This window comes from Halopelagius inordinatus, from assembly GCF_900113245.1.
Lineage (GTDB): Archaea > Halobacteriota > Halobacteria > Halobacteriales > Haloferacaceae > Halopelagius > Halopelagius inordinatus.
In genome coordinates this window covers 1-20250 of the sequence record NZ_FOOQ01000005.1, presented here as the reverse complement: position 1 = coordinate 20250, position 20250 = coordinate 1, and the positions used below count along the sequence as shown (strand labels likewise).

Below are 20250 nucleotides of genomic sequence, written 5' to 3'. Positions count from 1 at the left end.
CCGACGCCGCGACCGCGCGACGGCGTCGGTTTACTCTTCCTCGACGTTCGCAATCGCGTCTATCTCCACGCGCACGTCGTCCGGGAGGCGGGCCGCCTCGACGCAGACGCGCGCCGGCGGCGTCTCCTCGAAGTGGTCGGCGTACGCCTCGTTGACCGCCTCGTAGTCGTCCATATCGGCGACGTAGACGGTTGTTTTCACCACGTCGGCGAGGGAACCACCGGCCTCCGCGACGACGGCGGCGAGATTCTCGACGACGCGGTGCGTCTGCGTCCCCACGTCGCCCTCGACTTCCTCTCCCGTCTCGGGGTCGACCGGACCGAACCCGGAGACGAAAAGCAGTCCGTCGGCGAGGACGCCCTGCGAGTACGGGTTGTCGTTCCGCGGCGCGTCGTCGGTGGATACGGCAGTCTTCTCTGTCATGGGTTCCGAACGGACCGTCTCGACGGAGGTTCATAAACGTTATTCGGATATAGTTATACGAAAACCGTTTTCGTTTCGGGGCGGGCAAATCGAGCGACGACCGAAGTCGGATCGAAAGTGGGGTCGGACGGGGGGTCGAACGCGGAGTCAGACAGAGGGTCGGAACGGCGGACGTCACGACGACTCGAACGGTGGGGAGGGTCGAACTCTCACCCGGGTACGCGCCCGACGGAGACGACGGGCCGAGGGGGTGGTCAGTCGTTCAGGTCTTCGACGCGGCGGTTGCGCGCGTCGGTAGCCTCGGCGACCGCGTCGACGAACTCCGGCATCTGCTCTTTCATCCCCGACCGCATCTCGCCGGGCGAGAACGCCTCCGACTCCGTCATGAGGCGGACGAACGCGCGGAGTTCCTCGTCTGTCACCTCGTCGAAGTGACCGGCCTCTAACTTGTCTACCACCTCGTCCACGTCGATTTGGCCGACCGGGTCGACGTTGAAATCGACGGTGACCATGCGGTAATCGGAGCCCGCGAGTTTCTGTTCGGCCCGGTTGACGCCCTGTCCGAGCATGTCCTTGAACGGGACGTAGTAGCCCATCGTCCCGAGATGAAGGAAGCCGAGCATATCGACGATACCCTGTGTGTACGCTTCGCGAGACTCGTCTTCGGGGTTGAACACCGTCTCTCGGTCGCGGTCTTCGAGGTGGTCGAAGAGGATGGTGAAATCGAGGATGGCGTTCCGCAGACGACGACGGATGCGGTTCCGTTTCTGCTTTTTCGAGTGTTCGGTGTAGTCGGTCTTCCGTCCGAGGAGGAACTCGCGGTCACTCGGTGTGAGAATACCGCGCTCTCTGTCCGCGGCGTGAGCGAGGGTGTCGTCCGCGCCGTCCGTTCGTGAGTCGTCTTCCATACACACTTATCGTGTACATCTTTAAATAAGGTTTGTGGAGGCTACAAACGTCGTTGCATCGAAAATAGTCATTTTCTCCGGGACAGATCGCCACAGACAACCCACAAGAGTCGGGAGGGGAGAACGAGGAAGGATACAGATATCGTTTAAATATCCTCCCTCTCGGCAGGTACCGGTCCGCTAATCGGTTCCCCTCGGTCGTTCGCAGCCGTCACCACAACGTTTATACTGAATTTCTCGCCGTGCTCGACTCCCTCGTCGATGCGGGAGTGATAAACGCGTTCGCCACCGGGGGAGGAATCTCCGCCCTCTGGCAACTCGCCTCATTTCCGAGAGACGAACGAATCGGCGCGGTGTACGCGGCAGTTTTCCGTTCTAGGTCCTCGAGGAAGGACCCCAAACGTGATTCCGTTACAGAACTAATCGCGTAACGGTAACTGGCGAACTATAGCCAATAACCATGATAGTAGAGACGTAGTATACGAAATTCGTTTTCGCTTAGAGACGTTTAATTAATTACAAGGTTTATGTGTGCCAGAAGGCGTGCTTTGCGAAGTTATTTCTATTTTAATACTAAAATTAATATTCTATCACTATCTATCTGAAATTCGTATACAACATCTGCATATCCCGCCGGGTACCGTCCGCGGTTCGACCCCAGTATAAAAACCCGTTCGGCTCTCCGGAATGGAGCCTCGGGTAGGGAGCGACGCACTGATAAGTAGTTCCGACGCGAAAACCGAGGCATGAAACCGCGCCGGACCGGGAATACGCTTCAGACGACTGACATCTCGCTTCGACTCGTCGAACTCATCACGGAACTCGACGGCGCGACGTTAGCGGAGTTGGCAGAGGAGGCGGAACTCGCGAAGAGTACCGTCCACAACCACCTCAAGACCCTCGCAAAGTACGGCTACGTCAGTCGCGAAGCGGACACGTACCACGTGGGCTTGAAACTCTATCACCTCGGAACCTACGCCCGAGAGCGAAACGACGTCTACGGGGTGGCGGAAGAAATCGTCCCCGAATTGGCGAACGAGACGCAACTGGAGGCCGACTTCACGGTCGAAGAGAACGGCCGCATCGTCTCGCTGTACGACGAATCCACCTACTCCGATACTCCCTCCTACCTCGTCGACGGCCGCCTGTTCTACGTCCACAGCACCGCGTCCGGAAAAGCGATACTGTCTCGGTACTCCGACCACCGCGTCCGCGAGATTCTCGACCGGTGGGGCCTCCCCGCCCAGACGGACCACACCATCACCTCGACGGAAGCGTTCCTCGACGAACTCGAACGCGTTCGAAATCGGGGCTACGCGACGAACGTCGAGGAGGCCATCGACGGGATGTGGGCGGTCAGTATGCCGGTCGAAACGCCACGAGGGGAGGTGTGCGGTGCGATAAACGTCTACGGCCCGACGTACGTTCACGACGAGTCGAGGGAACGCGCCGTCGTCGACGCGATAGCCGAAAAAGTCGACGCGTTCGAGCGAACCCTCTCGACGGAGTCGCAGTGAAGCCAGTTGAGCGCAATCGCCAAAAGAGCGGGAAAGGGGCGGACCGGCGACGGGCCGGGTTACCGCCTGTCGCCGGAGGCGCGGTCGGGACGCCGCTTATCTGCCCACCGTGCGTGGTATATAGTGGCACAGATGTTCCGAGACAGAGCAGACGCCGGGCGGCGACTGGCTGAAGAACTCGTACAGCAGGGAGTCGAGGCGGACGTCGTCCTCGCAATCCCCCGGGGCGGACTCCCGATCGGACGCCCGATAGCCGACGAACTCGGCGTCCCACTCGACATCATCGTCGCAAAGAAGATCGGTGCGCCGAACAACCCCGAGTACGCCGTCGGTGCCGTCTCCAGTCAGGGCCACTTCTGGCTGAACGAAGACGCGGTCGGACCGGGAGGCGTCGATAGAGCGTACGTCGAGGCGGAACGCGAGGCCGTCGAACGCGCGTCGCGCGAGAAGGCCGACCGGTACCGGGGTAATCGCCCTGCACCCGAACTCCGCGGTGAGACGGTGGTGATAGCAGACGACGGCGTCGCGACCGGCGGCACCGCGACCGCGTGCATCCGGACCGTTCGCGAGGCGGGCGCGCGGCGCGTCGTCCTCGCCGTTCCAGTCGGGTCGCCGCGGACGATGGAGGAACTGGCGGCGGAAGCCGACGAGGTGATCTGTCTGGCGACGCCGTCGAACTTCCGCGCAGTCGGGCAGTTCTACGACCGGTTCGGCCAGGTATCGGACGAGGAGGCGATGGAGTATCTCGGCTTCTGACTGCTGCGTTACTTCACCGCGTGGAGGAGCGTCGGTCCCTCTCGGTCGATCGTCTCGGCGGTCTCGAAACCGGCAGCCGAGAACGTCTCTCTGAGCGCGTCTGGGTCGTGAAACCGGCCGTCAAACACCGTTCCCATCCGGGCGCTCTCGTCTCGCTTTCGGTCTACGATGTCGAACGCGTACGTGGTCGTGTAATGGCCCTCCCGCGAGGTGAGCGCGCTGGTCGAGTGCCGTTCGACCGTGTACCGCTCCGATTCTACGGTTTGAACGTCTACGGTTCCGTTCTCGACGTCCTCGGAAAACGGCTGAAAGAACGTCACGAACACTCCTCCCTCTCGCAGGCTATCGTAGGCGTTCGCGGCGAACGCCTCGACGCTACGGTCGTCGGTCAGGTGCAGCAGTCCACCCATCAGAACCGCGATGTCGAACGTCCTGCCGTCGGCGGCGGCAGACCACTCGGTGAAGTCCGCACGCCGAAGCGTCGCCTTCGAGACTCTCCGTTCGGCAACCGCGATCATCGACTCGTTCACGTCGACGCCGAACACCTCCTCGTAGTCGTCTTCGATGCGGGCGAGAAGCGGACCGGTACCGCATCCGAACTCCAGAACGCGAGTCGCGCCCTCCGGAAGAAACCGCTCCAGTAGCCCGACCTGTGCCTCTCGGTCGAGAGCGCGAGAGTGATAGAACTCGTACAGTTCCGGATACTCGTAGAACGTTCGTCGACGGTGCGGATTCTCGTTTACGTCGTCGACGACGGCTGACAGGTCCATGCGTGGGAGTCAACCACCAGAAGAGGCGTAAGGATTGCGTCGGTATGGTATCCTCTCGCAGGGGAGAGTCAGCTACGTTCGCGTCTCGGACGTCTCGACGTAGTTCTCGTTGAACAGGCGGACGAGTCGCTTGAACAGTCCGATGACGATGGGCCCGTAGAACAGACCCATCACGCCGAAGGCGTACACCCCCCCGAAGACGCCGACGAGGATGACCGCCGAATGGAGCGACGAGCCTCTATCGACGACGTACGCCCGGAGGTAGTCGTCGACGAGGGCGACGGCGGTGAGAGCGTAGACGGTCAGAAACACCGCCGCGAGGATGCGGCCGTCGAGGAACAGATAGAGGGCGGCGGGGCCGAGAACCGCGGCGACGCCGACGATGGGAAGCAGCGCCAAGAACATCATCACCGCCGTCCAGAAGACGACGTTCGAGATACCGACAGCGAACAGACCCGCGCCCGCGACGACTCCCTGAACGACGGCGACGAAGACGTGGCCCTTCAGTACGGCCCACGTCGTTGCGTTCGCCTCGTCGATGAGTTCCTCCGTTATCGCCGCGTCCAACGGCAGCATCCGTTTCACCCACTCGACGAACTGGTCACCGTCTTTCAGTAGGTAGTAAAGCGAGAAGACGAGGAGGAGAACGCCGATAAAGAGGTCCGTCGTCGCACTGACCAGATTCGATATGTCGCCGACGAGGAATTCCGCGACGCGGCGCGGCGCGTTCGCGAGGAACGACTGGAGGGGCAACTCGACGCCGAGAGCCCCCTCCAACTGTCTCTGAAACTCTCCGCGCGCGAGTTCGTTCTCTATCGTCCGCGTGACTCTCGATGGATCGGTCGGAATCGCCATCACCATCGCGGCCACGGCGAGGGCAGTCGCGCTTATGGCACTCGCGACGAGAACGAGCGCCGATATCTGAGCGCCGAGGCGGGGTTCGAGTCGCTCCTGAAGCGGGAAGAGGACGAACGCGAGGAGAATCACCCCCAAGAGATACGAGAGAAACGGTTCGATTATCGCCGCGACGAGGAGCGCGAAGAACGCGAGCAGAACGGTGAAAAAGACGCTCCGCGCGTCGATACTGGAACGTATCACGACCGGAGGCTCCGTCCGTCTCTCGACCGACCGGTGTGACACGGGGTGTCCGGGAGTCTGCGGCGGACGGAGAGAGGCGGTACTAAGAGAGGCGAGGCGGGCGACGCCATCGCCCCTGGCGCCCTCCATCGACGGCTTCGACTGTGGAGATGATAGACGGAAGTCAGTTTCACGTACGACGACTCACACTCCAAGACAAAATCTCTTGAGCCCGATGGTTCGGATACCACGCGCCACCGAAGACCCGTCACCGACGAGGCGGCCGTACGGATTTATCGTCGGCGCGAGCGCCGATCACCACTGTTGCGAGTGAAACACTCGGCGACACACACACTCCACTGCTGCAAGTGAATCGGGGAGGAGAGGTGGGGAGGGGGGTGTCGGTCACGGTTTCGAGACGGTGGTTCGCCCGGGTCGGCCGCGCGAGAGGGCACACAGACACACCACTTCTGCAAGTGAAAGGGCGAAAACGGGGGGTCGGTGACGCGACATCGGCGACGCGAACTCTCGCTCGTTCGCCGTTCGGACACCACCGTTTCGAGTGAAAATGTCGTCTGTAGCGCACCTACTCCCTAAATTGACGCCGAAGGAGGGTCATTTATGTCATCGCTTTAGTTGAAACAGTGGTGTGTTGTTCTTCTAGAGTACCCTCTCACACTAGCTTCACTTGTAACAGTGGAGTGTGTGTGTCTTCACTTGCATCAGATGAATCAGTTGTAACCGTGGTTTTAAGTTGGTACACTCTGAGAGTCGTATCACGATGCGCCGCTTCGAGCGGAAACAGAACATCTTCCACAACAAGGACGCCTTGGGGGAGTCCTACCGACCGGAGCGGATTCAAGAACGGGACGAGGAGATAGACGAGTACATGGACGCACTCCAACCCGTGGTGGACGGGTGGGAACCGAACAACGTGTTCCTCTACGGGAACACGGGCGTCGGGAAGACGGCGGTGACCGAGTACCTTCTGAAGGTCCTGCGAGAAGACGTCGACCGGTACGACGATATCGACTTGCACGTTCTCTCTCTCAACTGTAAGACGCTCAACTCGTCGTACCAGGTCGCAATCGAGTTAGTGAACGAACTCCGTCCCTCGGGTGGTGAGATAAGTTCGACGGGTTACCCCCAACAGACCGTCTTCAAGAAACTCTACCAGGAACTCGACGAGTTGGGCGGGACGATACTCGTCGTCCTCGACGAGATAGATTCGATCGGGGAACGGGACGAACTGCTGTACGAACTCCCGCGCGCCCGGTCGAACGGGAAGTTAGAGCACGCGAAAGTCGGCATCGTCGGTATCTCGAACGACTTCAAGTTCAGAGACAGGCTCGACCCTCGCGCACAGGACACGCTCTGCGAACGCGAACTCCACTTTCCGCCGTACGACGCGCCGGAACTGCAGAACATCCTCGAATCTCGGGCTACCGTCGCGCTGGCTGAAGGCGCGTACGACGACGGGGCGCTGAACCTCTGTGCGGCGTTGGCGGCCAGAGACAGCGGAAGTGCGAGACAAGCGCTCGACTTACTCCGACTGGCGGGCGAGTACGCGGAGAACCGCGACGACGAGGGTATCACCCGTGACCACGTCGAAATCGCCAGAGAGAAACTGGAACAGGAACGCGTCGTCGAGGGGATGCGAGAACTCACCGTCAACGGCCACTACGCCCTCCTCGCCGTCGTCTCGAAGGCGGCCCAACGCGAGACTCCCTGTCGGATGCGAGACGTGTACGACGAGTACGTGAGTCTCTGTGAGAAAGCCGACATCGAACCGCTCGCCCAACGGTCGATTCACAACCACCTCTCTGATCTTCGGATGCTCGGTATCCTCTCGGCCGAAGAGAACCGAACCGGCTCTCGCGGGAACTACTACAGTTACGCGCTCGACGTTCCGTTCTCCAGCGCGATGACCGCACTCACCGACGTTCTCTCCCTCGAGAGCGTACTCGAAGATATCCGGACGACGGCACAGCGACACGGCATCGTCTAACGTCTAATCCGTTCTCTCGCGGCGTTCCACCCCCACACCACTCTTACAAGTGAATGCCGTTTTCCCGAATTCACTTGCAGAAGTGGTGTGTCCCACTCGGTACGGCGGCAAACTGGTAGTTAGTAGTAGTTAGTAGTAACTAGTTACTAGCTACTACTAGTTGTTACTAGCTAGGAGATAAGAAACGCGCTGCAGAGAAGGGTGCAACGGCGAAAAGGTCACTCGACGTCTTCGAGTCTCTCTTTGACGCTCTCGGCGTCGAGTTCGTCCATCGCGTCGAGTCCCAGAGAGACGACGAGAGGGTAGAAGTGGCGGTTCTTCTCGAAACTCTCGTCGAACTCGTACTCGTAATCGGCTTTGAGCATCGCGTACGCCCTGTCGAGGTTCCGCCGCACGTCGTGCGGGAGGTACATGTACGTCGGTTTCTGTTCGTCTTTCACGGACGTCGCCGGACTCCCGTCCTCGTCCGACTCTTCGCTCCCGTCCGTCTTTTCCGGTTTTGCCGGTTTTGCTGTCTCGGACGGTTTCCCCGCCTCTCCTGTCTCGTCCGCCTCTCCTGTCTCGTCCGCCTCTCCCGATTCGGCTTTCGTTCCTTCCTCCTCCGAGTCGGGGGTTCGATCCCCACCGGCCACGTCGGCGTCGTCGGCGTCTGCGCCGTCGTCCGCCTCCGACCCCTCTTGGGCGCGGTCACGGGCGCGTTGGCGCCGCCGCCGGAGTCTGTCCGCGCGGTCATCGTCGCTCATGCGTCCGCCTCCGTGAGACCGAACTGTTCGTCGAGGTTCGCCGCGATTTCGAGGAACGTCTCGCACATGTCACAGTCGGGGTTGAATTCGAGGAGAGAGACACCGGCGTCGAGAGCCTTCTGGACGTCCGCCCGTTCGCGAATCTCCCACACCGGTACGTCCTCGAAGGCGGCGTTTATCCACTCGACCATCTCTCGGGCCTGCTTCTTCCGCACGTCGATGCGGTTGACGACGACGGCGCGGTCTCGGATGTCTATCTCGTAGTCGTATTCTAAGGCGTCGACGTGGTCGAACAACAACTCGAAGGCCCGCTTCGACGTCGACTCGGCGAGTGCGGGAATGAGGACGTTCTGCGTCGCAAACAGCGCGTTGTCCATGAGGTTCCCGAGGTTCGGCGGGCAGTCGACGATGACGTAGTCGTACGTCGCCTCTATCTCTCGGAGGACTAAATCCAGTTGCTCGCCGCTTCGACGCGCCAGCGTCAACTCGGGTTCGGCGGCCGTCATGTCGATGTTCGACGGAACCACGTCCATCTCGGGGTGTTCGCGGACGATGTTCTCGATCTCGTCTCGCTTCTCGGCCTCCGTGAGGCAGTCGAAAAGCGTCGGCGGTTCGTCGTCGTACGCTTCCATGAGGCCGAGGTTCTCCGTCGCGTTGCCCTGCGGGTCTAGGTCGACGAACAGAACGTCGTGCCCGCGAGCGTTGAGTGCGCCGGCGACGTTGATAGCGATAGTCGTCTTCCCGACGCCTCCTTTCTGATTCGACACGCAGAGTTTTACTGGCTCGTCCATACGGACTGTCTTTGCCGTCCAAACTTATAGTTGAGTGTGTCTGTCAAAACTGTCTCTGACGTTTTTCTCCTCTCTCAGAGCGGAAAACGCCGCAACGCCGCATATAACGGTGGTTCGGCGAGCAACCGGACGTCGGGCCACAAGTCAAAACTATCAAAGAGAGTTTTGAAGTCACAGCGATATCTGCTATCAAAACGTACACTGATCTCGCCGCCTCCAATCCGGTCATCTGTACGATACTCCTCCGCGCCTCGCTTCCGGTACCGAGTCGGCGCGTGCGACCGAGTCGAGATAAATTTGCGACGAATCCGTCTCTCAGAAAGGGGTACTCCGTTGTACGTCGCCGGTGAAGATGGTGATATCGCCTATGGTTTCCTTACTCTTGGTCTCCGGTCTCGTGGTCGCGGCGTTCGTCGGGTACAACATCGGGGGGTCGTCGACCGGCGTCGCGTTCGGACCGGCGGTCGGCAGTCGAATCGTCAGGAAAGTCACCGCGGGGGCACTCTTCACGCTCTTTGCGTTCTGGGGTGCGTGGACCGTCGGTCGGAACGTCATCGACACGATGAGCGACGGTATCGTTCCGGCGACGCAGTTCTCGCCGGAGGCGAGCGTCGGCGTCCTGTTTTTCTCGGGGGTGGCGCTCTTGATATCGAACGTCTACGGCGTCCCCGCCTCGACGTCGATGACCGCGGTCGGCGCAATCGTTGGTCTCGGACTCGCGACTGACACGCTGAACGAGACGGTCATGTTCACCATCGTCTCCGCGTGGATAGTCGCGCCGTTGGTCGGACTCACAATCGGCGTCGTCACCGGGCGGTATCTCTACCCTCACCTCGACGCTCGGTTCTCGTTCGGACGGCTGAGTGACCCGCTCGTTCAGATCGACCGTTCCGGGTTCGTGCCCCGGCCACGACTCAACCGGCACGTCCCGCCCCGCGACGTCGTCGGATCGCTTCTCGTACTCGGTATCGCGTGTTACATGGGGTTCAGCGCCGGCGCGTCGAACGCGGCGAACGCCGTCGCACCGCTGGTCGGTAACGGCTCGATAACGATAGAGCAGGGTATACTCCTCGCCGTGGCGTCCATCGGACTCGGCGGGTTCACCATCGCTCGACGAACGCTGGCGACCGTCGGAGACGACATCACCGACCTCCCCATCCTGGCGGCACTCGTCGTCTCCGTCGTCGGCGCGACGATCATCACCGTCCTCTCGCAACTCGGCATCCCGGCCAGTCTGGCGGTGAGTACGACGTGCTGTATCATCGGACTCGGGTGGGGTCGGGCGAGTCGCGTCGCGACGCTCGCGGAAATCGCCGCTCCGGACGGCGAACCCGCCTCGCGAACGCCCATCACCACCGGAGCGCTCGGGTCGCCGCCGACGGACGATGACTCGCCCGCCGGACCGACCGTCGGCGGACTCGCGAGAGGTGAGGACGAAGACGTAGACGGCACAGACGACGTCTCCGTCCCGCCCATCGGAGAAGAGGAGCCCGAAGACGTCACCGCAGAGAGCCTGTTCGACCCGGCCGCCACCGGTCGAATCGTCGCCCTGTGGATTCTCTCGCCGACGTTGTCGGTCATCGGGTCGTTTCTCCTCTTTACGCTCGTCCTGTAGTCGGTTCGAGAGATGGTCGCCTCGCGGGGACGGTGCTCGGCGGGACGACAGCCCGTCGTCCCCCGCCCTTATTTCGACGGCGGGCGTACGAGACGTATGATATCCCGCGTTCTCGTCCCCATGGACGACTCCGAGATGTCGGAGCGAGCGCTCAAATACGCTCTCGAAGCCCACCCGGACGCAGAGATAACCGTCCTGACCGTGGTAGGTGAACCCTCGACAATGTGGGGAGAAGCGGCGGCAATCGCACTCGCCGACGACGTCGAACGCACCGCGAAGAAGTTCGCGCGGGAGATACTGGACCGCGCCGAGGAGATAGCGTCCGAGAACGACGCCGAGATAACCACCGACGTTCGGGTAGGGAACCCCGCGCGATCGATTCTCGACCGAGCCGAAGAGTTCGACACCGTCGTCGTCGGGTCGCACGGCGGGACGATGGCCGAACGACTGCTCGTCGGAAACGTCGCGCAGAAAGTCGTCCGGCGCTCCCCCGTCCCGGTCACCGTCGTCCGGTGAACGCCCCCGCCGTTTCGCACCGCGAGAACGAGAGCGCGAAACCCGAACTCGCTCACACCGTGGAGACGGTCGTATAACGGGAATCTCTTCGAGGGGGCTCGTCCGTAACGTTTCATACACCCCGGTCCCACAGACCGATATGGAATCGGACCGCGAGGAGTCGCCGTTCGGGCGGGTCGTTCGAAACCCCGCAGCCCAGACGCTCGCCGCGATGGTCGTCGTCTCTCTTCTGACGTGGGTGAGCTTCCTCGTCGGATCAGCGCGACTGTTCGTCCTCGCGCCGCCCGTCCTCGACCCGCCGTGGGGAGTGATAACGAGCGTGTACGCCCACGCGAACCCCGCACACCTCCTCTCGAACGCGATGATAATCGCCGTCGCGGGCGGCATCGTCTCGCTCTCGACGACCCGACTCAAGTTCCACGCGTTCTTTCTCGCGACGGGCGCACTCGCCGCCGTCGCACAGGTGTGGTCGGGAGTCGCCCTGGGCAACCCGACGGCGGTACTGGGGTCGAGTGGCGCGGCGTTCGCGTTGGTCGGTTACGTCCTCGCTTCGAACCCAGTCTCGGCGACGTTCCTCGACCGGTTCCGCCTCCCCGCCCGCGTCGTCGTCGTCCTCGTCGCGCTGATAGCGTTCGCTCTCACGCTCACCTACAGCGCACCCGAGAGCGCGTTAGTCGCTCATTTTACGGGTGCCGTCGCGGGACTGGCCGCCGGACGGTTCCGCCTCCTCCGCGACGACCGGCAGTGATGTAGCCTCGTCGTCCCCTCTTTCGCGGTGAGAAGTGGCAACGCCGCCTCGACGTCCGTAGTCGTCTCTCCTCTTTTCCGCTCGGTTTCTGAGGCACCGTTCCTAACCCGAAGGCCAACCGACGGACACGTTCTCTCTCCGGCCGCCGTGATAGGACGGATGCGCAGTATATAGTGATTATTTTAACGGGTCGATATCACAACCGCCTAGTTTATGTGGATTCGTCCGAGATGTGAGGGTACGCGACGCCGGGACGACTGGCGGCGGTCACAGATCTAACCATGTCTACGAAAACACTCATCGCCGATGGCGGTCACGTCGCCCGCCCGTTCGCTCGACCGAGAGGCGAGCGACGCAAATCCGTCCGTCTCGCCGACGACAGCGAGACTGCGGTCCGACGTGTACGGGAGGACAGGGTACCAGCGTGGGGGGCGACGCCGACCGGTCCGCGTTCGCCGAACGCTGCCGGTATCGACGCCGAGACGGTGGCCATCGTGGCGCCGAAAGACGGTCCGAAAGGGGGGTCGGACTGAATGCAGAAGTCGCTGGAGCGCGACCTCGGACTCTACTCCGTGCTCGCCATCAGCATCGGCGCGATGGTGGGAAGCGGCATCTTCATCCTGCCCGCACTCGCGGTCAAAATCGCCGGTCCGGCGGTTATCCTCGCGTACGTCGTCGCCGGCATCCTCGTGTTGCCCGCGGCGTTGTCGAAGTCCGAGATGGCGACGGCGATGCCCGAAGCGGGCGGCACCTATCTCTACATCGAACGCGGGATGGGTCCGCTCCTCGGAACGGTCGCCGGACTCGGAACGTGGTTCTCCCTCTCCTTTAAGGGCGCACTCGCCCTCGTGGGCGGCGTCCCGTACCTCCTGTTGTTGTTCGACGTTCCGTCGGGAATCGTCACGCCAGTCGCTCTCGCCTTGGCGACGCTTCTCGTCTTGATAAACCTCTTCGGCGCGAAACAGACCGGTCGGTTACAGGTCGGCATCGTCGCGGTGATGCTCGCGGCGTTAGTGTGGTTCGCCGTCGGCGGGACGCCGAGCGTCCAGCAGGCGAACTACCAGCCGTTCTTCGAGGGCGGCGTCGGTGGCCTCCTCGCCGCGACCGGACTGGTGTTCGTCTCCTACGCGGGCGTGACGAAGATTGCGAGCGTCGCCGAGGAAGTCGAGGACCCCGACCGCAACATCCCGCTCGGAATCGTCGGGTCGCTCACGTTTACGACGGTTCTCTACACGCTCATCGTCGCGGTGATGGTCGGCGTCACCGACCCCGGAAGCATCGCCGAGAGCGCCACCCCGATGGCCGTCGCGGCCGAGGCGACTCTCGGCACGGCGGGCGTCCTCGCAATCGTCGCGGCCGCCATCTTGGCGCTCGTCAGTACCGCTAACGCGGGCATCCTCTCGTCGTCGCGGTACCCGTTCGCGATGAGTCGCGACAACCTCGTTCCGTCCTCGCTTTCGGTCGTCAGCGACCGATTCGGGACGCCGAGCACCTCCATCACGCTCACCGGGGTCGTTCTCCTCATCCTCATCGCGTTCGTCCCGATCCTCGACATCGCCAAACTCGCCAGCGCGTTCCAGATTCTCGTCTTCATCCTCATCAACTTCGCCATCGTGGCGTTCCGCGAGGGGAACGTCGAGTACGAACCGTCGTTCGAGTCGCCGCTCTACCCGTGGCTACAGGCGTTCGGTATCGTCGGCGGCGTGGTCCTCCTCACGCAGATGGGGACGGTTCCGCTCGTCGGCGCGGCGGTGATGACCGTCTCCGGTATCGTTTGGTACTTCGCGTACGCGCGTCCGAGAGTCGACAGAGAGGGCGCAGCCATCGACGCCGTCCGACAGCAGATCGGACAGAGCGCCGTCGAACGAACCCGGACCACCATCGAAGAGTGGACGAGCGGATACCGCGTCCTCGTGGCCATCCCCCACGACGTGTCGAAAGACGAAGAGCGGTCGTTCGTCCGAGTGGCGGCGGACCTCGCGCGTCCCAACCGCGGCCGGGTCACCGTCGTCCGCTTCGACGAAGTTCCCGACCAGGTCCCCCTGACGCACGCCTCGGAGGTGGAGTCGCCCGCCGACATCCAGTTCGAGCGACAGACGGACGAACTCGACGAGGAGTTCGACGTCCCGGTCGATAGCGGCACCATCGTCAGCCACGACACGAAGCACGCCGTCGTCAACTACGCCGCCCACGAGGGCGCGGACATGCTCCTCATGGAACACGACCCCGGCGCGTCGGGCCTCCGAGCCCGCCTGTTCGGCAACCACACCGACTGGGTGCTTCGACACGCCCCGTGCGACGTGGCCCTCTTCGACGACCGGGGACTCGACGAGATAGAGACGGTCGGCGTGCTGACCGACGAGGGTCCGTACGACCCGACCAAGGTCGCCGTCGCCGACGCCATCGCCGGCGAGGCGGGCGCCACCGTCGCTCTCAACCACGCCGTCGACGTCGAGGCCCGGCCGACGAGGGCGCGGACGATACGCGACTACCACGACGAGATAGGCCAACTCTGTTCGTCTCCCGTCCGGACCGGGTTGCCGTTCGCCGACGGCGGCGGCACCGACGAACCCCCGAAGGACGACGATCTGTTAGTCGTGGGACTCGGGGGCGAACGGTTCGGCGGGTCCGACCAGACGCAGTCGCGCATCGTCGACGAGTGGGGCTGTTCGGTACTCATGGTCCACGGGCAGGACGCGAGGCGGCGCGGACGCGTCGCTCGCCTCGCGGACCGCTGGCTCTTTTGAGCCGCCTCGAACCGCTCCGTTCGCCCGCGTTTCGCGGAGCAAAACACATATCGGGGTCTCGCTCGCTCGTCGTAGCATGGCGTCGACATCGATAGACGACCTCGATCGCTACATCATCTACGCGCTCCAACGGGACGCGCGACACACGTCCGGGCGGGACATCGCGGAGGCCCGCGGCGTCTCCGCCAGCACCGTCCGAAACCGAATCAGCAAGCTCGAATCTAACGGCATCATCCGCGGGAGCCACCTCGACGTCGACTACGAGGAGATGGGGTATCAGCTCTACACCATCATCTTCTGTACCGCGCCGATCCCCGACCGGGAGACGCTCGCAAAGCAGGCGCTCGAAGTCGACGGCGTCGTCTCGGTCCGCGAGATAATGACCGGCGACGAGAACGTTCACATCACCGCCGTGGGCCGCGACAGCGACGACCTGAGCCGAATCGGACGCGAACTGAGCGAACTCGGATTCGAGATAGCCGAAGAGGAGATAATCCGAAACGAGTACACCTGCGCGTACAGCCCGTTCGGTCGCGAAATCGACGATTCCGACTGACGACCGGCCGAATCGTCCGACTGTCCGGATTCCGACTTCTCCGCGTTCGTCGGCCAAAATATCCAAACGAGATACGACCGACTAGTCGAACGTATGTCACTTTCAGACACCGCGTCCAAAATCGACCACCTGAGCGACGAACAGCGCGACTGTCTCGAAAACTGCTTCGAGGCGGCCGAAGTGTGCGAGTGGTGCGCAGACGAGTGCATCGACGAGGGAGAGGAAATGGAGCGATGCATCCGCCTCTGCCGGGACGTCGCGGACGTGACGACGATGCACGCTCGGTTCATGGCTCGAAACTCCGACTACAGTTCCGACCTCGCGGGAGTCTGCGCCGACCTCTGCGAGGAGTGCGCGGACGAGTGCTCACAGCACGACCACGACCACTGCCAGGTCTGCGCCGACGTTCTGCGGGAGTGCGCCGAAACCTGCCGAAGCATGGCCTCGGCGTAAGACGAAAAAGACGCCCGCGCCTCGCTATTTTCGCCGCGTCGATGTCCGTCGTCCGGGTAGAGTCTCGAATTCGAACGTGCGGTTCGAACGGAGACGTCCCGACTGTCCGTTCAGTTCTTCCGGGCCGACCGGAACGACGCCAACTGACGGCGCGCGACCTCCATCTTCTCACCCGGTGCGATTCGGCCCTCGTCCGGGTCGTAGTCGACGACTCCTATCTCGTCTAACTTCGGGAGGTGGATGTGGTGGAGTTTGATCGCGGTCCGGTCGGTGCACCGTTCGGGTAACGCGTCTAAGGGAACTCCCTCTGTCTCCGCCGCGGTCCATCCGGCGAGGAGGCGGAGGGGGAGCGAACGGCTCTCTTCGGCCAGTATCTCGACGATAGCCCGTCGGCGGTCGTTCGCCAGAACGGCGCCGTAGTCGTCTCGGACGGAGGGGGGTAGGGGGTGGGGTTCGGTGACTGCCATGGGACTCTCTCGTTTGAAACGGGTGGGCCTATCTGCAAAAGTAATGTACCTAATATCGTGGGGTCGATAGGGGAGACGACGCCCCGAGAACTCGCGGACGACTCCTCCCGCGCGGAGAACGCTCCCGTGCGAGACGACCTGCTCGCGTTCTCGTCGTCGGACCCCGAGCGGCGAGTTCTCGTCTGTTGTCGGTCTCGGAGAGTCCGTCCGAATATGTTCGGCACAAACGACTGTGCCGTACCGCCGGAACTGCTGACTGTATGAGGAACTCTGAGTCGACTCGGCGCGCGTTCGCCGCGGCCGTCGGAACGGTCGCCGTAGGCGCACTCGCCGGATGCACCGGAAGCGGAAACGAAGGAACGACGACCGAAGGCGAAAGCGGAGGCGAATCGACGGATACGGCGACGGACACACCGACGGACGCTCCGACTTCGGAGTCCGGCGGCGGCGAAGCGTCGTTCGACGGGTGGTTCGACGACGTGAGCAACTACGACGGCGTCGTCGACGAGACGGGAACCTCGGACGTGACCGTCACCGTCGGCGCGAGCGGAAACAACGGTAACTACGCGTTCGCCCCGGCGGCCGTCCGCGTGGACTCCGGTACCACCGTCGTCTGGGAGTGGACCGGCGAGGGCGGCAGTCACAACGTGGCCGCCGACGACGGGTCGTTCGAGAGCGAGATGGTCGGCGAGTCGGGTCACACCTTCGAACACACCTTCGAGGAGGCGGGAACGTACAAGTACATCTGTACACCGCACAAAGCGATGGGGATGAAGGGCGCAGTCGTCGTCGAGTAAAAGCGGCCGCGAACCCACTCTTTTCGGGCACCGCTCCGCTCGGACGCCGCGGCGAGGTTCGACTTCGGTTCTTCTCGGCGCAAAGCAGTGTTGCTTCGAAGGGAGTCTCGGCCCGTATTTTGCGTCATCCTTTCGTCTCGCGGGGTTCTCCGCAGAGAGGAGCGTCCGATGAGCTTTACAGTCCACCTCGACGAGAACGAGAGCGTTCGGCTGACCGACGAGATATTCGACGTTCGCCCGCCCGACCGGGTCGCGTTCGCGGTCCGCGGGACGATAACGATGACCGAAGAACTGCTCGGTTCCTTCGCTGGGGCGACCCTGAACCCGGCCCGCGTCGACATCTCGACGGGCGAATCGGACGCCGTCGGGATCGACCTCGCGGAGCGTTCGTCGCTCCGACTCGAAACGGTGGACGTCGGCGTCGAGACGCCCGATACGGACGACCTCTCGCCGGGGATGGACGCGCTCGGGTCGTCGTCGGAGAACGACGCGGACGACACCCGTCCCGGGGCGATAGCGTTCACCGTGGAAGGAGCGATTTCGGACGTCCCCGAGGCGACGCTCGAATCGCTCTCGGAGGGGTCGCCGACGCTCGCGGCTCTCACCTTCGCCGTCGAAACCCCGGTCAGAAGCGACGGAGGCGCGTCCGACGACCCCGTCTTCCGGTTTAGCCTCTTCGGATACGGAATCGTCGTTCACCGGGACGGCGTCGTCGAAATCGGTACGGGCGGGGGCCTCCTCGACGTCGACATCCCGTGAAAAAAGGAGCGTCCGCGGCGTCCGAACCGAGGGGGAGTCGCCTCAGTCGTCGCCGCCCAACACGCGTTCGGAGACGGGCGTCGACTCGTCGGACGCGTCGGAGTCGACGGACCGGACGACGAACCGCTTTTTGACCACGTCGTAGGCGAACACGACCGTTCCGAGGATGAGAAGCGTGTCCCCGGGGAGTCGCGCCCAGAACAGCGTCTGGATGATGCCGGAGTCGTAGAACGCGAGACTCCGCGAGAACGCGTAGTTCTGGGTAAACGCCGCCTCCAGTTGGAGGAACCCGACCGGGAGGACGGAGACGAACACCATCACCGCGAGGCCGACGTTCCACAGCCAGAACGCGCGGCGGAGGTTCGTCTCACCCCACCTGTCGGGCTTTACGGTGAGTCTCAGCATGTACGTGGCCATGCCGAGTGCGAGGAAGCCGAACGCCCCGAACATCGCCGCGTGCGCGTGGCCGACGGTGAGGTAGGTGCCGTGTTCGTAGTAGTTCACCAACGGGAGGTTGATGAAGAACCCGAGCACGCCCGCGCCGACGAAGTTCCAGACGCCAGAGGCGATGATGAACATGAACGGGAGCTTGTAGGGGAACTCCGTTCCGCTCGTCGCCAACGCCCGGTACTCGTTGATGGCCTCGAAGAGGATGAGCACCAACGGGATGAGTTCGAGCGTCGAGAAGACGCTCCCGAGGGGGAGCCAGATATCGGGCTGGCCGACCCACCAGTAGTGGTGGGAGACGCCGATGACGCCCGAGCCCATCACGAACAGCGCCTCGAACGCGACGGCTTTCTCCGCGGACCGACGCGACAGGAGGTTCATGCTCACGAGCGTCAGCGCGACGATGGCGAGGATGAAGAACTCGAACGCGCCCTCGACCCACATGTGGACGACCCACCACCGCCAGAACTCGGTCGTCACGATGTTGGTCTGCGGGGTGTAGAACATCCCCGCGGTAAAGAGCAGGGCGATAGAGCCGCCCGCGTACAGAATCATGTGCGCCAGTCCGTACGGCGCTTCGCGGTCCAACAGCGGCTTGAACCCGCGAGCGACGAGGACGGCCCACAGGCCGAAGCCACCGAGCAGGCCGAACTGCCAGAGTCGCCCGACTTCGAGGTACTCCAGCCCCTCGTTGCCGATGATCCACCAGAGTTCGCCGTCGATGTACCCCTGCGCGCCGAGCCAGACGCCGGCGAACCCGCCGACGACGACGACGAGGAGGGCTCCGAGAAGCGCGTTCACGTACCGCTTTTGGTTCGACGGTTCGTGGCCCGTCAAAAGCGGCGGGAGGAACAGACCCGCGCCGAGCCACATCGTGGCTATCCAGAGGATGCCGAGGTCCAAGTGGTACGTCTTCGCCAAAGCGAAGGGGAGAAGCGAGAGGATGTCTATCCCGAGCAGTTCGTTCAGCCCGAAGAAGTCCCCCCGCTCGATGTAGTAGTGCGCCAGCAACCCGCCCAAGAACACCTGCCCGACGAACAACAGGGCGGCGACGGGGACGAACCTCGTCGCGGCGCGTTGACTCGGGGTCACCGATAGCTCCGACGGTTTCGGAACGCTGACGCCCTTCGTCTCCGGTTCGGGGAGCTTCACCGACTTGTAGAGCCAGACGCCGATACCCGCGCCCGCGACGAGAAGCACCATCGCGATGACGCTCCACGTCATCGTCCCGGCCGTGGGGGTGTTACCGGCGTCGGGCGCGTACGGCCAGTTGTTGGTGTACGTGTGGTCGGTTCCCGGACGGTCGGTGTGGGCTATCCACGCCGTCCACATCGCGAAGTCGGCGAACCGCTCTGCTTCCTCCTGTGAATCTATCATCTGCGCGGGGACGCCGTGTTCGGCCGACCCCTCGTGATAGCGTTCGACGTAGTCTTGCCGGACCTGTTTGTGAGCGTACACCTCCGCGGCGGAGTACTCGACGCTTTCGCTGCCGCCCATCGACGCGTCGAGTTCGCGTTCGACGCGCGACTCGACTGCGGCCCGTTCGTCTTCGTTCAGGTCCTCGAACGAGGAGTCGTGGCGCTCCCGAGCGTAGTACTCCCGCATGTACTGGACCTTCGAGTCTAACGCCTGTGCGGTGAAGTCCTCGCCGAAGTACGCGCCGTTACCGAGAATCGACCCGTGGTTCATCAGCCCGTCGCGCTGGAAGGCGACCTTCCCCTCGCGAATCTGTTCGTCGGTCACGACGGTTTCGCCGTCCGGTCCCGTCACGTCGTCCGGAATCGGCGGTGCGTTGGCCGTCGAGTACCACGCGCCGACGCCCATGACGACGAGGTTGAAGACGAACACCGCCGCCAGCAGTTTCGCAAGTGTCTGTCTGGTTACCCTCATATCTCGGCGTCTCTCTGCCTTCCACTAAAACGGAAAACGAGGGTCCCGAGGCCTGAGAAGCCGTCGAACATGTTCCGTCGGAGTACGAAGTGGACCGCGACCGGCTCTATCTATCGGAACGGAGACTCCTTGCCGGTCGTCGGTAGCGGAGTCGTTTCGGACTCGATTCTCTGAATTCGAGTACCGTAGTCGAGAACCGTTTCGCGCGAGCGCACTCGTTCAGTTCACCGGCGTCTGCCTCCTCGTGGTGAGTGTGTCGTAT

The 20250-nt window shown here is 62.9% G+C and carries 20 protein-coding genes; 12 read left to right on the top strand and 8 right to left on the bottom strand.

Annotated features, from left to right (window positions below):
* Positions 1–30: 30 nt before the first annotated feature.
* Positions 31–423 carry a Rid family detoxifying hydrolase gene (locus tag BM167_RS14465; RefSeq protein ID WP_092893442.1) on the bottom strand — a complete coding sequence of 131 codons (393 nt, stop codon included), beginning with the start codon at positions 421–423 and terminating at the stop codon, positions 31–33.
* Between the two features lie 254 nt (positions 424–677).
* A complete protein-coding gene (locus tag BM167_RS14460) occupies positions 678–1331 on the bottom strand; it encodes a DUF8102 family protein (RefSeq protein WP_092893441.1) in 654 nt (217 codons plus the stop codon).
* Between the two features lie 746 nt (positions 1332–2077).
* Between BM167_RS14460 and BM167_RS14455 the strand changes: the two genes are divergently transcribed.
* Both BM167_RS14455 and BM167_RS14450 read left to right on the top strand, forming a co-directional pair.
* A complete protein-coding gene (locus BM167_RS14455; RefSeq protein ID WP_092893440.1) occupies positions 2078–2848 on the top strand; it encodes an IclR family transcriptional regulator in 771 nt (256 codons plus the stop codon).
* 132 nt (positions 2849–2980) lie between these two features.
* Complete coding sequence (locus tag BM167_RS14450; protein WP_092893439.1) at positions 2981–3604, top strand: phosphoribosyltransferase; 624 nt, start codon at positions 2981–2983, stop codon at positions 3602–3604.
* Between the two features lie 8 nt (positions 3605–3612).
* Here the strand turns inward: BM167_RS14450 and BM167_RS14445 are convergent, their stop codons facing one another.
* On the bottom strand, positions 3613–4374 hold the full coding sequence (locus BM167_RS14445; RefSeq protein ID WP_092893438.1) for a class I SAM-dependent DNA methyltransferase: 762 nt from the start codon (positions 4372–4374) through the stop codon (positions 3613–3615).
* 72 nt (positions 4375–4446) lie between these two features.
* Entirely contained in the window at positions 4447–5472 is a 1026-nt protein-coding gene (locus BM167_RS14440; RefSeq protein ID WP_177213386.1) for an AI-2E family transporter, read from the bottom strand.
* A gap of 760 nt (positions 5473–6232) precedes the next feature.
* Here BM167_RS14440 and BM167_RS14435 point away from each other — a divergent pair.
* Positions 6233–7459: an orc1/cdc6 family replication initiation protein gene (locus tag BM167_RS14435; RefSeq protein WP_092893436.1), complete on the top strand. Its 1227-nt coding sequence runs from the start codon at positions 6233–6235 to the stop codon at positions 7457–7459.
* Positions 7460–7677: 218 nt separating this feature from the next.
* On the opposite strand, the gene BM167_RS14430 is transcribed toward BM167_RS14435, so the two are convergent.
* Positions 7678–8202 carry a DUF8160 family protein gene (locus BM167_RS14430; protein ID WP_092893435.1) on the bottom strand — a complete coding sequence of 175 codons (525 nt, stop codon included), beginning with the start codon at positions 8200–8202 and terminating at the stop codon, positions 7678–7680.
* Positions 8199–8993: a ParA family protein gene (locus tag BM167_RS14425; RefSeq protein ID WP_092893434.1), complete on the bottom strand. Its 795-nt coding sequence runs from the start codon at positions 8991–8993 to the stop codon at positions 8199–8201. The genes BM167_RS14430 and BM167_RS14425 overlap by 4 nt, the downstream gene beginning before the upstream one ends.
* Positions 8994–9360: 367 nt before the next feature.
* On the opposite strand from BM167_RS14425, the gene BM167_RS14420 reads away from it, so the two are divergent.
* The 7 genes from BM167_RS14420 (at position 9361) to BM167_RS14390 (ending at position 15628) form a co-directional block, all read left to right on the top strand.
* Positions 9361–10608: an inorganic phosphate transporter gene (locus BM167_RS14420; protein WP_092893433.1), complete on the top strand. Its 1248-nt coding sequence runs from the start codon at positions 9361–9363 to the stop codon at positions 10606–10608.
* Positions 10609–10704: 96 nt separating this feature from the next.
* Positions 10705–11124, top strand: coding sequence for a universal stress protein (locus BM167_RS14415; RefSeq protein WP_092893432.1), 420 nt, complete (start codon positions 10705–10707; stop codon positions 11122–11124).
* Positions 11125–11263: 139 nt separating this feature from the next.
* Positions 11264–11872 (top strand): rhomboid family intramembrane serine protease, encoded by a 609-nt coding sequence (locus BM167_RS14410; RefSeq protein WP_092893431.1) that lies wholly within the window; start codon positions 11264–11266, stop codon positions 11870–11872.
* 281 nt (positions 11873–12153) lie between these two features.
* Positions 12154–12405 carry a hypothetical protein gene (locus tag BM167_RS14405; protein ID WP_092893430.1) on the top strand — a complete coding sequence of 84 codons (252 nt, stop codon included), beginning with the start codon at positions 12154–12156 and terminating at the stop codon, positions 12403–12405.
* Positions 12406–14619 (top strand): universal stress protein, encoded by a 2214-nt coding sequence (locus BM167_RS14400; protein ID WP_092893429.1) that lies wholly within the window; start codon positions 12406–12408, stop codon positions 14617–14619.
* Positions 14620–14695: 76 nt separating this feature from the next.
* On the top strand, positions 14696–15175 hold the full coding sequence (locus BM167_RS14395; RefSeq protein ID WP_092893428.1) for an Lrp/AsnC family transcriptional regulator: 480 nt from the start codon (positions 14696–14698) through the stop codon (positions 15173–15175).
* Between the two features lie 93 nt (positions 15176–15268).
* The gene (locus tag BM167_RS14390; protein ID WP_092893427.1) at positions 15269–15628 is read left to right on the top strand and encodes a four-helix bundle copper-binding protein; all 360 of its coding nucleotides are present in this window, start codon (positions 15269–15271) and stop codon (positions 15626–15628) included.
* Positions 15629–15738: 110 nt separating this feature from the next.
* Here BM167_RS14390 and BM167_RS14385 read toward each other — a convergent pair whose 3' ends face one another.
* The gene (locus tag BM167_RS14385; protein WP_092893426.1) at positions 15739–16095 is read right to left on the bottom strand and encodes a DUF7344 domain-containing protein; all 357 of its coding nucleotides are present in this window, start codon (positions 16093–16095) and stop codon (positions 15739–15741) included.
* Positions 16096–16355: 260 nt separating this feature from the next.
* On the opposite strand from BM167_RS14385, the gene BM167_RS14375 reads away from it, so the two are divergent.
* Together BM167_RS14375 and BM167_RS14370 are read left to right on the top strand one after the other, a co-directional pair.
* The gene (locus BM167_RS14375; RefSeq protein WP_092893424.1) at positions 16356–16892 is read left to right on the top strand and encodes a halocyanin domain-containing protein; all 537 of its coding nucleotides are present in this window, start codon (positions 16356–16358) and stop codon (positions 16890–16892) included.
* A gap of 168 nt (positions 16893–17060) precedes the next feature.
* Positions 17061–17651 (top strand): hypothetical protein, encoded by a 591-nt coding sequence (locus BM167_RS14370; RefSeq protein WP_092893423.1) that lies wholly within the window; start codon positions 17061–17063, stop codon positions 17649–17651.
* 42 nt (positions 17652–17693) lie between these two features.
* On the opposite strand, the gene BM167_RS14365 is transcribed toward BM167_RS14370, so the two are convergent.
* Positions 17694–19988, bottom strand: coding sequence for a nitric-oxide reductase large subunit (locus BM167_RS14365; RefSeq protein WP_092893422.1), 2295 nt, complete (start codon positions 19986–19988; stop codon positions 17694–17696).
* Positions 19989–20250: the final 262 nt, after the last annotated feature.

Bases quoted from the DNA above. Each gene is read 5' to 3' on its own strand.
- BM167_RS14465 (WP_092893442.1), bottom strand. From the start codon at position 423: ATGACAGAGAAGACTGCCGTATCCACCGACGACGCGCCGCGGAACGAC.
- BM167_RS14460 (WP_092893441.1), bottom strand. From the start codon at position 1,331: ATGGAAGACGACTCACGAACGGACGGCGCGGACGACACCCTCGCTCAC.
- BM167_RS14455 (WP_092893440.1), top strand. From the start codon at position 2,078: ATGAAACCGCGCCGGACCGGGAATACGCTTCAGACGACTGACATCTCG.
- BM167_RS14450 (WP_092893439.1), top strand. From the start codon at position 2,981: ATGTTCCGAGACAGAGCAGACGCCGGGCGGCGACTGGCTGAAGAACTC.
- BM167_RS14445 (WP_092893438.1), bottom strand. From the start codon at position 4,374: ATGGACCTGTCAGCCGTCGTCGACGACGTAAACGAGAATCCGCACCGT.
- BM167_RS14435 (WP_092893436.1), top strand. From the start codon at position 6,233: ATGCGCCGCTTCGAGCGGAAACAGAACATCTTCCACAACAAGGACGCC.
- BM167_RS14430 (WP_092893435.1), bottom strand. From the start codon at position 8,202: ATGAGCGACGATGACCGCGCGGACAGACTCCGGCGGCGGCGCCAACGC.
- BM167_RS14425 (WP_092893434.1), bottom strand. From the start codon at position 8,993: ATGGACGAGCCAGTAAAACTCTGCGTGTCGAATCAGAAAGGAGGCGTC.
- BM167_RS14420 (WP_092893433.1), top strand. From the start codon at position 9,361: ATGGTTTCCTTACTCTTGGTCTCCGGTCTCGTGGTCGCGGCGTTCGTC.
- BM167_RS14415 (WP_092893432.1), top strand. From the start codon at position 10,705: ATGATATCCCGCGTTCTCGTCCCCATGGACGACTCCGAGATGTCGGAG.
- BM167_RS14410 (WP_092893431.1), top strand. From the start codon at position 11,264: ATGGAATCGGACCGCGAGGAGTCGCCGTTCGGGCGGGTCGTTCGAAAC.
- BM167_RS14405 (WP_092893430.1), top strand. From the start codon at position 12,154: ATGTCTACGAAAACACTCATCGCCGATGGCGGTCACGTCGCCCGCCCG.
- BM167_RS14400 (WP_092893429.1), top strand. From the start codon at position 12,406: ATGCAGAAGTCGCTGGAGCGCGACCTCGGACTCTACTCCGTGCTCGCC.
- BM167_RS14395 (WP_092893428.1), top strand. From the start codon at position 14,696: ATGGCGTCGACATCGATAGACGACCTCGATCGCTACATCATCTACGCG.
- BM167_RS14390 (WP_092893427.1), top strand. From the start codon at position 15,269: ATGTCACTTTCAGACACCGCGTCCAAAATCGACCACCTGAGCGACGAA.
- BM167_RS14385 (WP_092893426.1), bottom strand. From the start codon at position 16,095: ATGGCAGTCACCGAACCCCACCCCCTACCCCCCTCCGTCCGAGACGAC.
- BM167_RS14375 (WP_092893424.1), top strand. From the start codon at position 16,356: ATGAGGAACTCTGAGTCGACTCGGCGCGCGTTCGCCGCGGCCGTCGGA.
- BM167_RS14370 (WP_092893423.1), top strand. From the start codon at position 17,061: ATGAGCTTTACAGTCCACCTCGACGAGAACGAGAGCGTTCGGCTGACC.
- BM167_RS14365 (WP_092893422.1), bottom strand. From the start codon at position 19,988: ATGAGGGTAACCAGACAGACACTTGCGAAACTGCTGGCGGCGGTGTTC.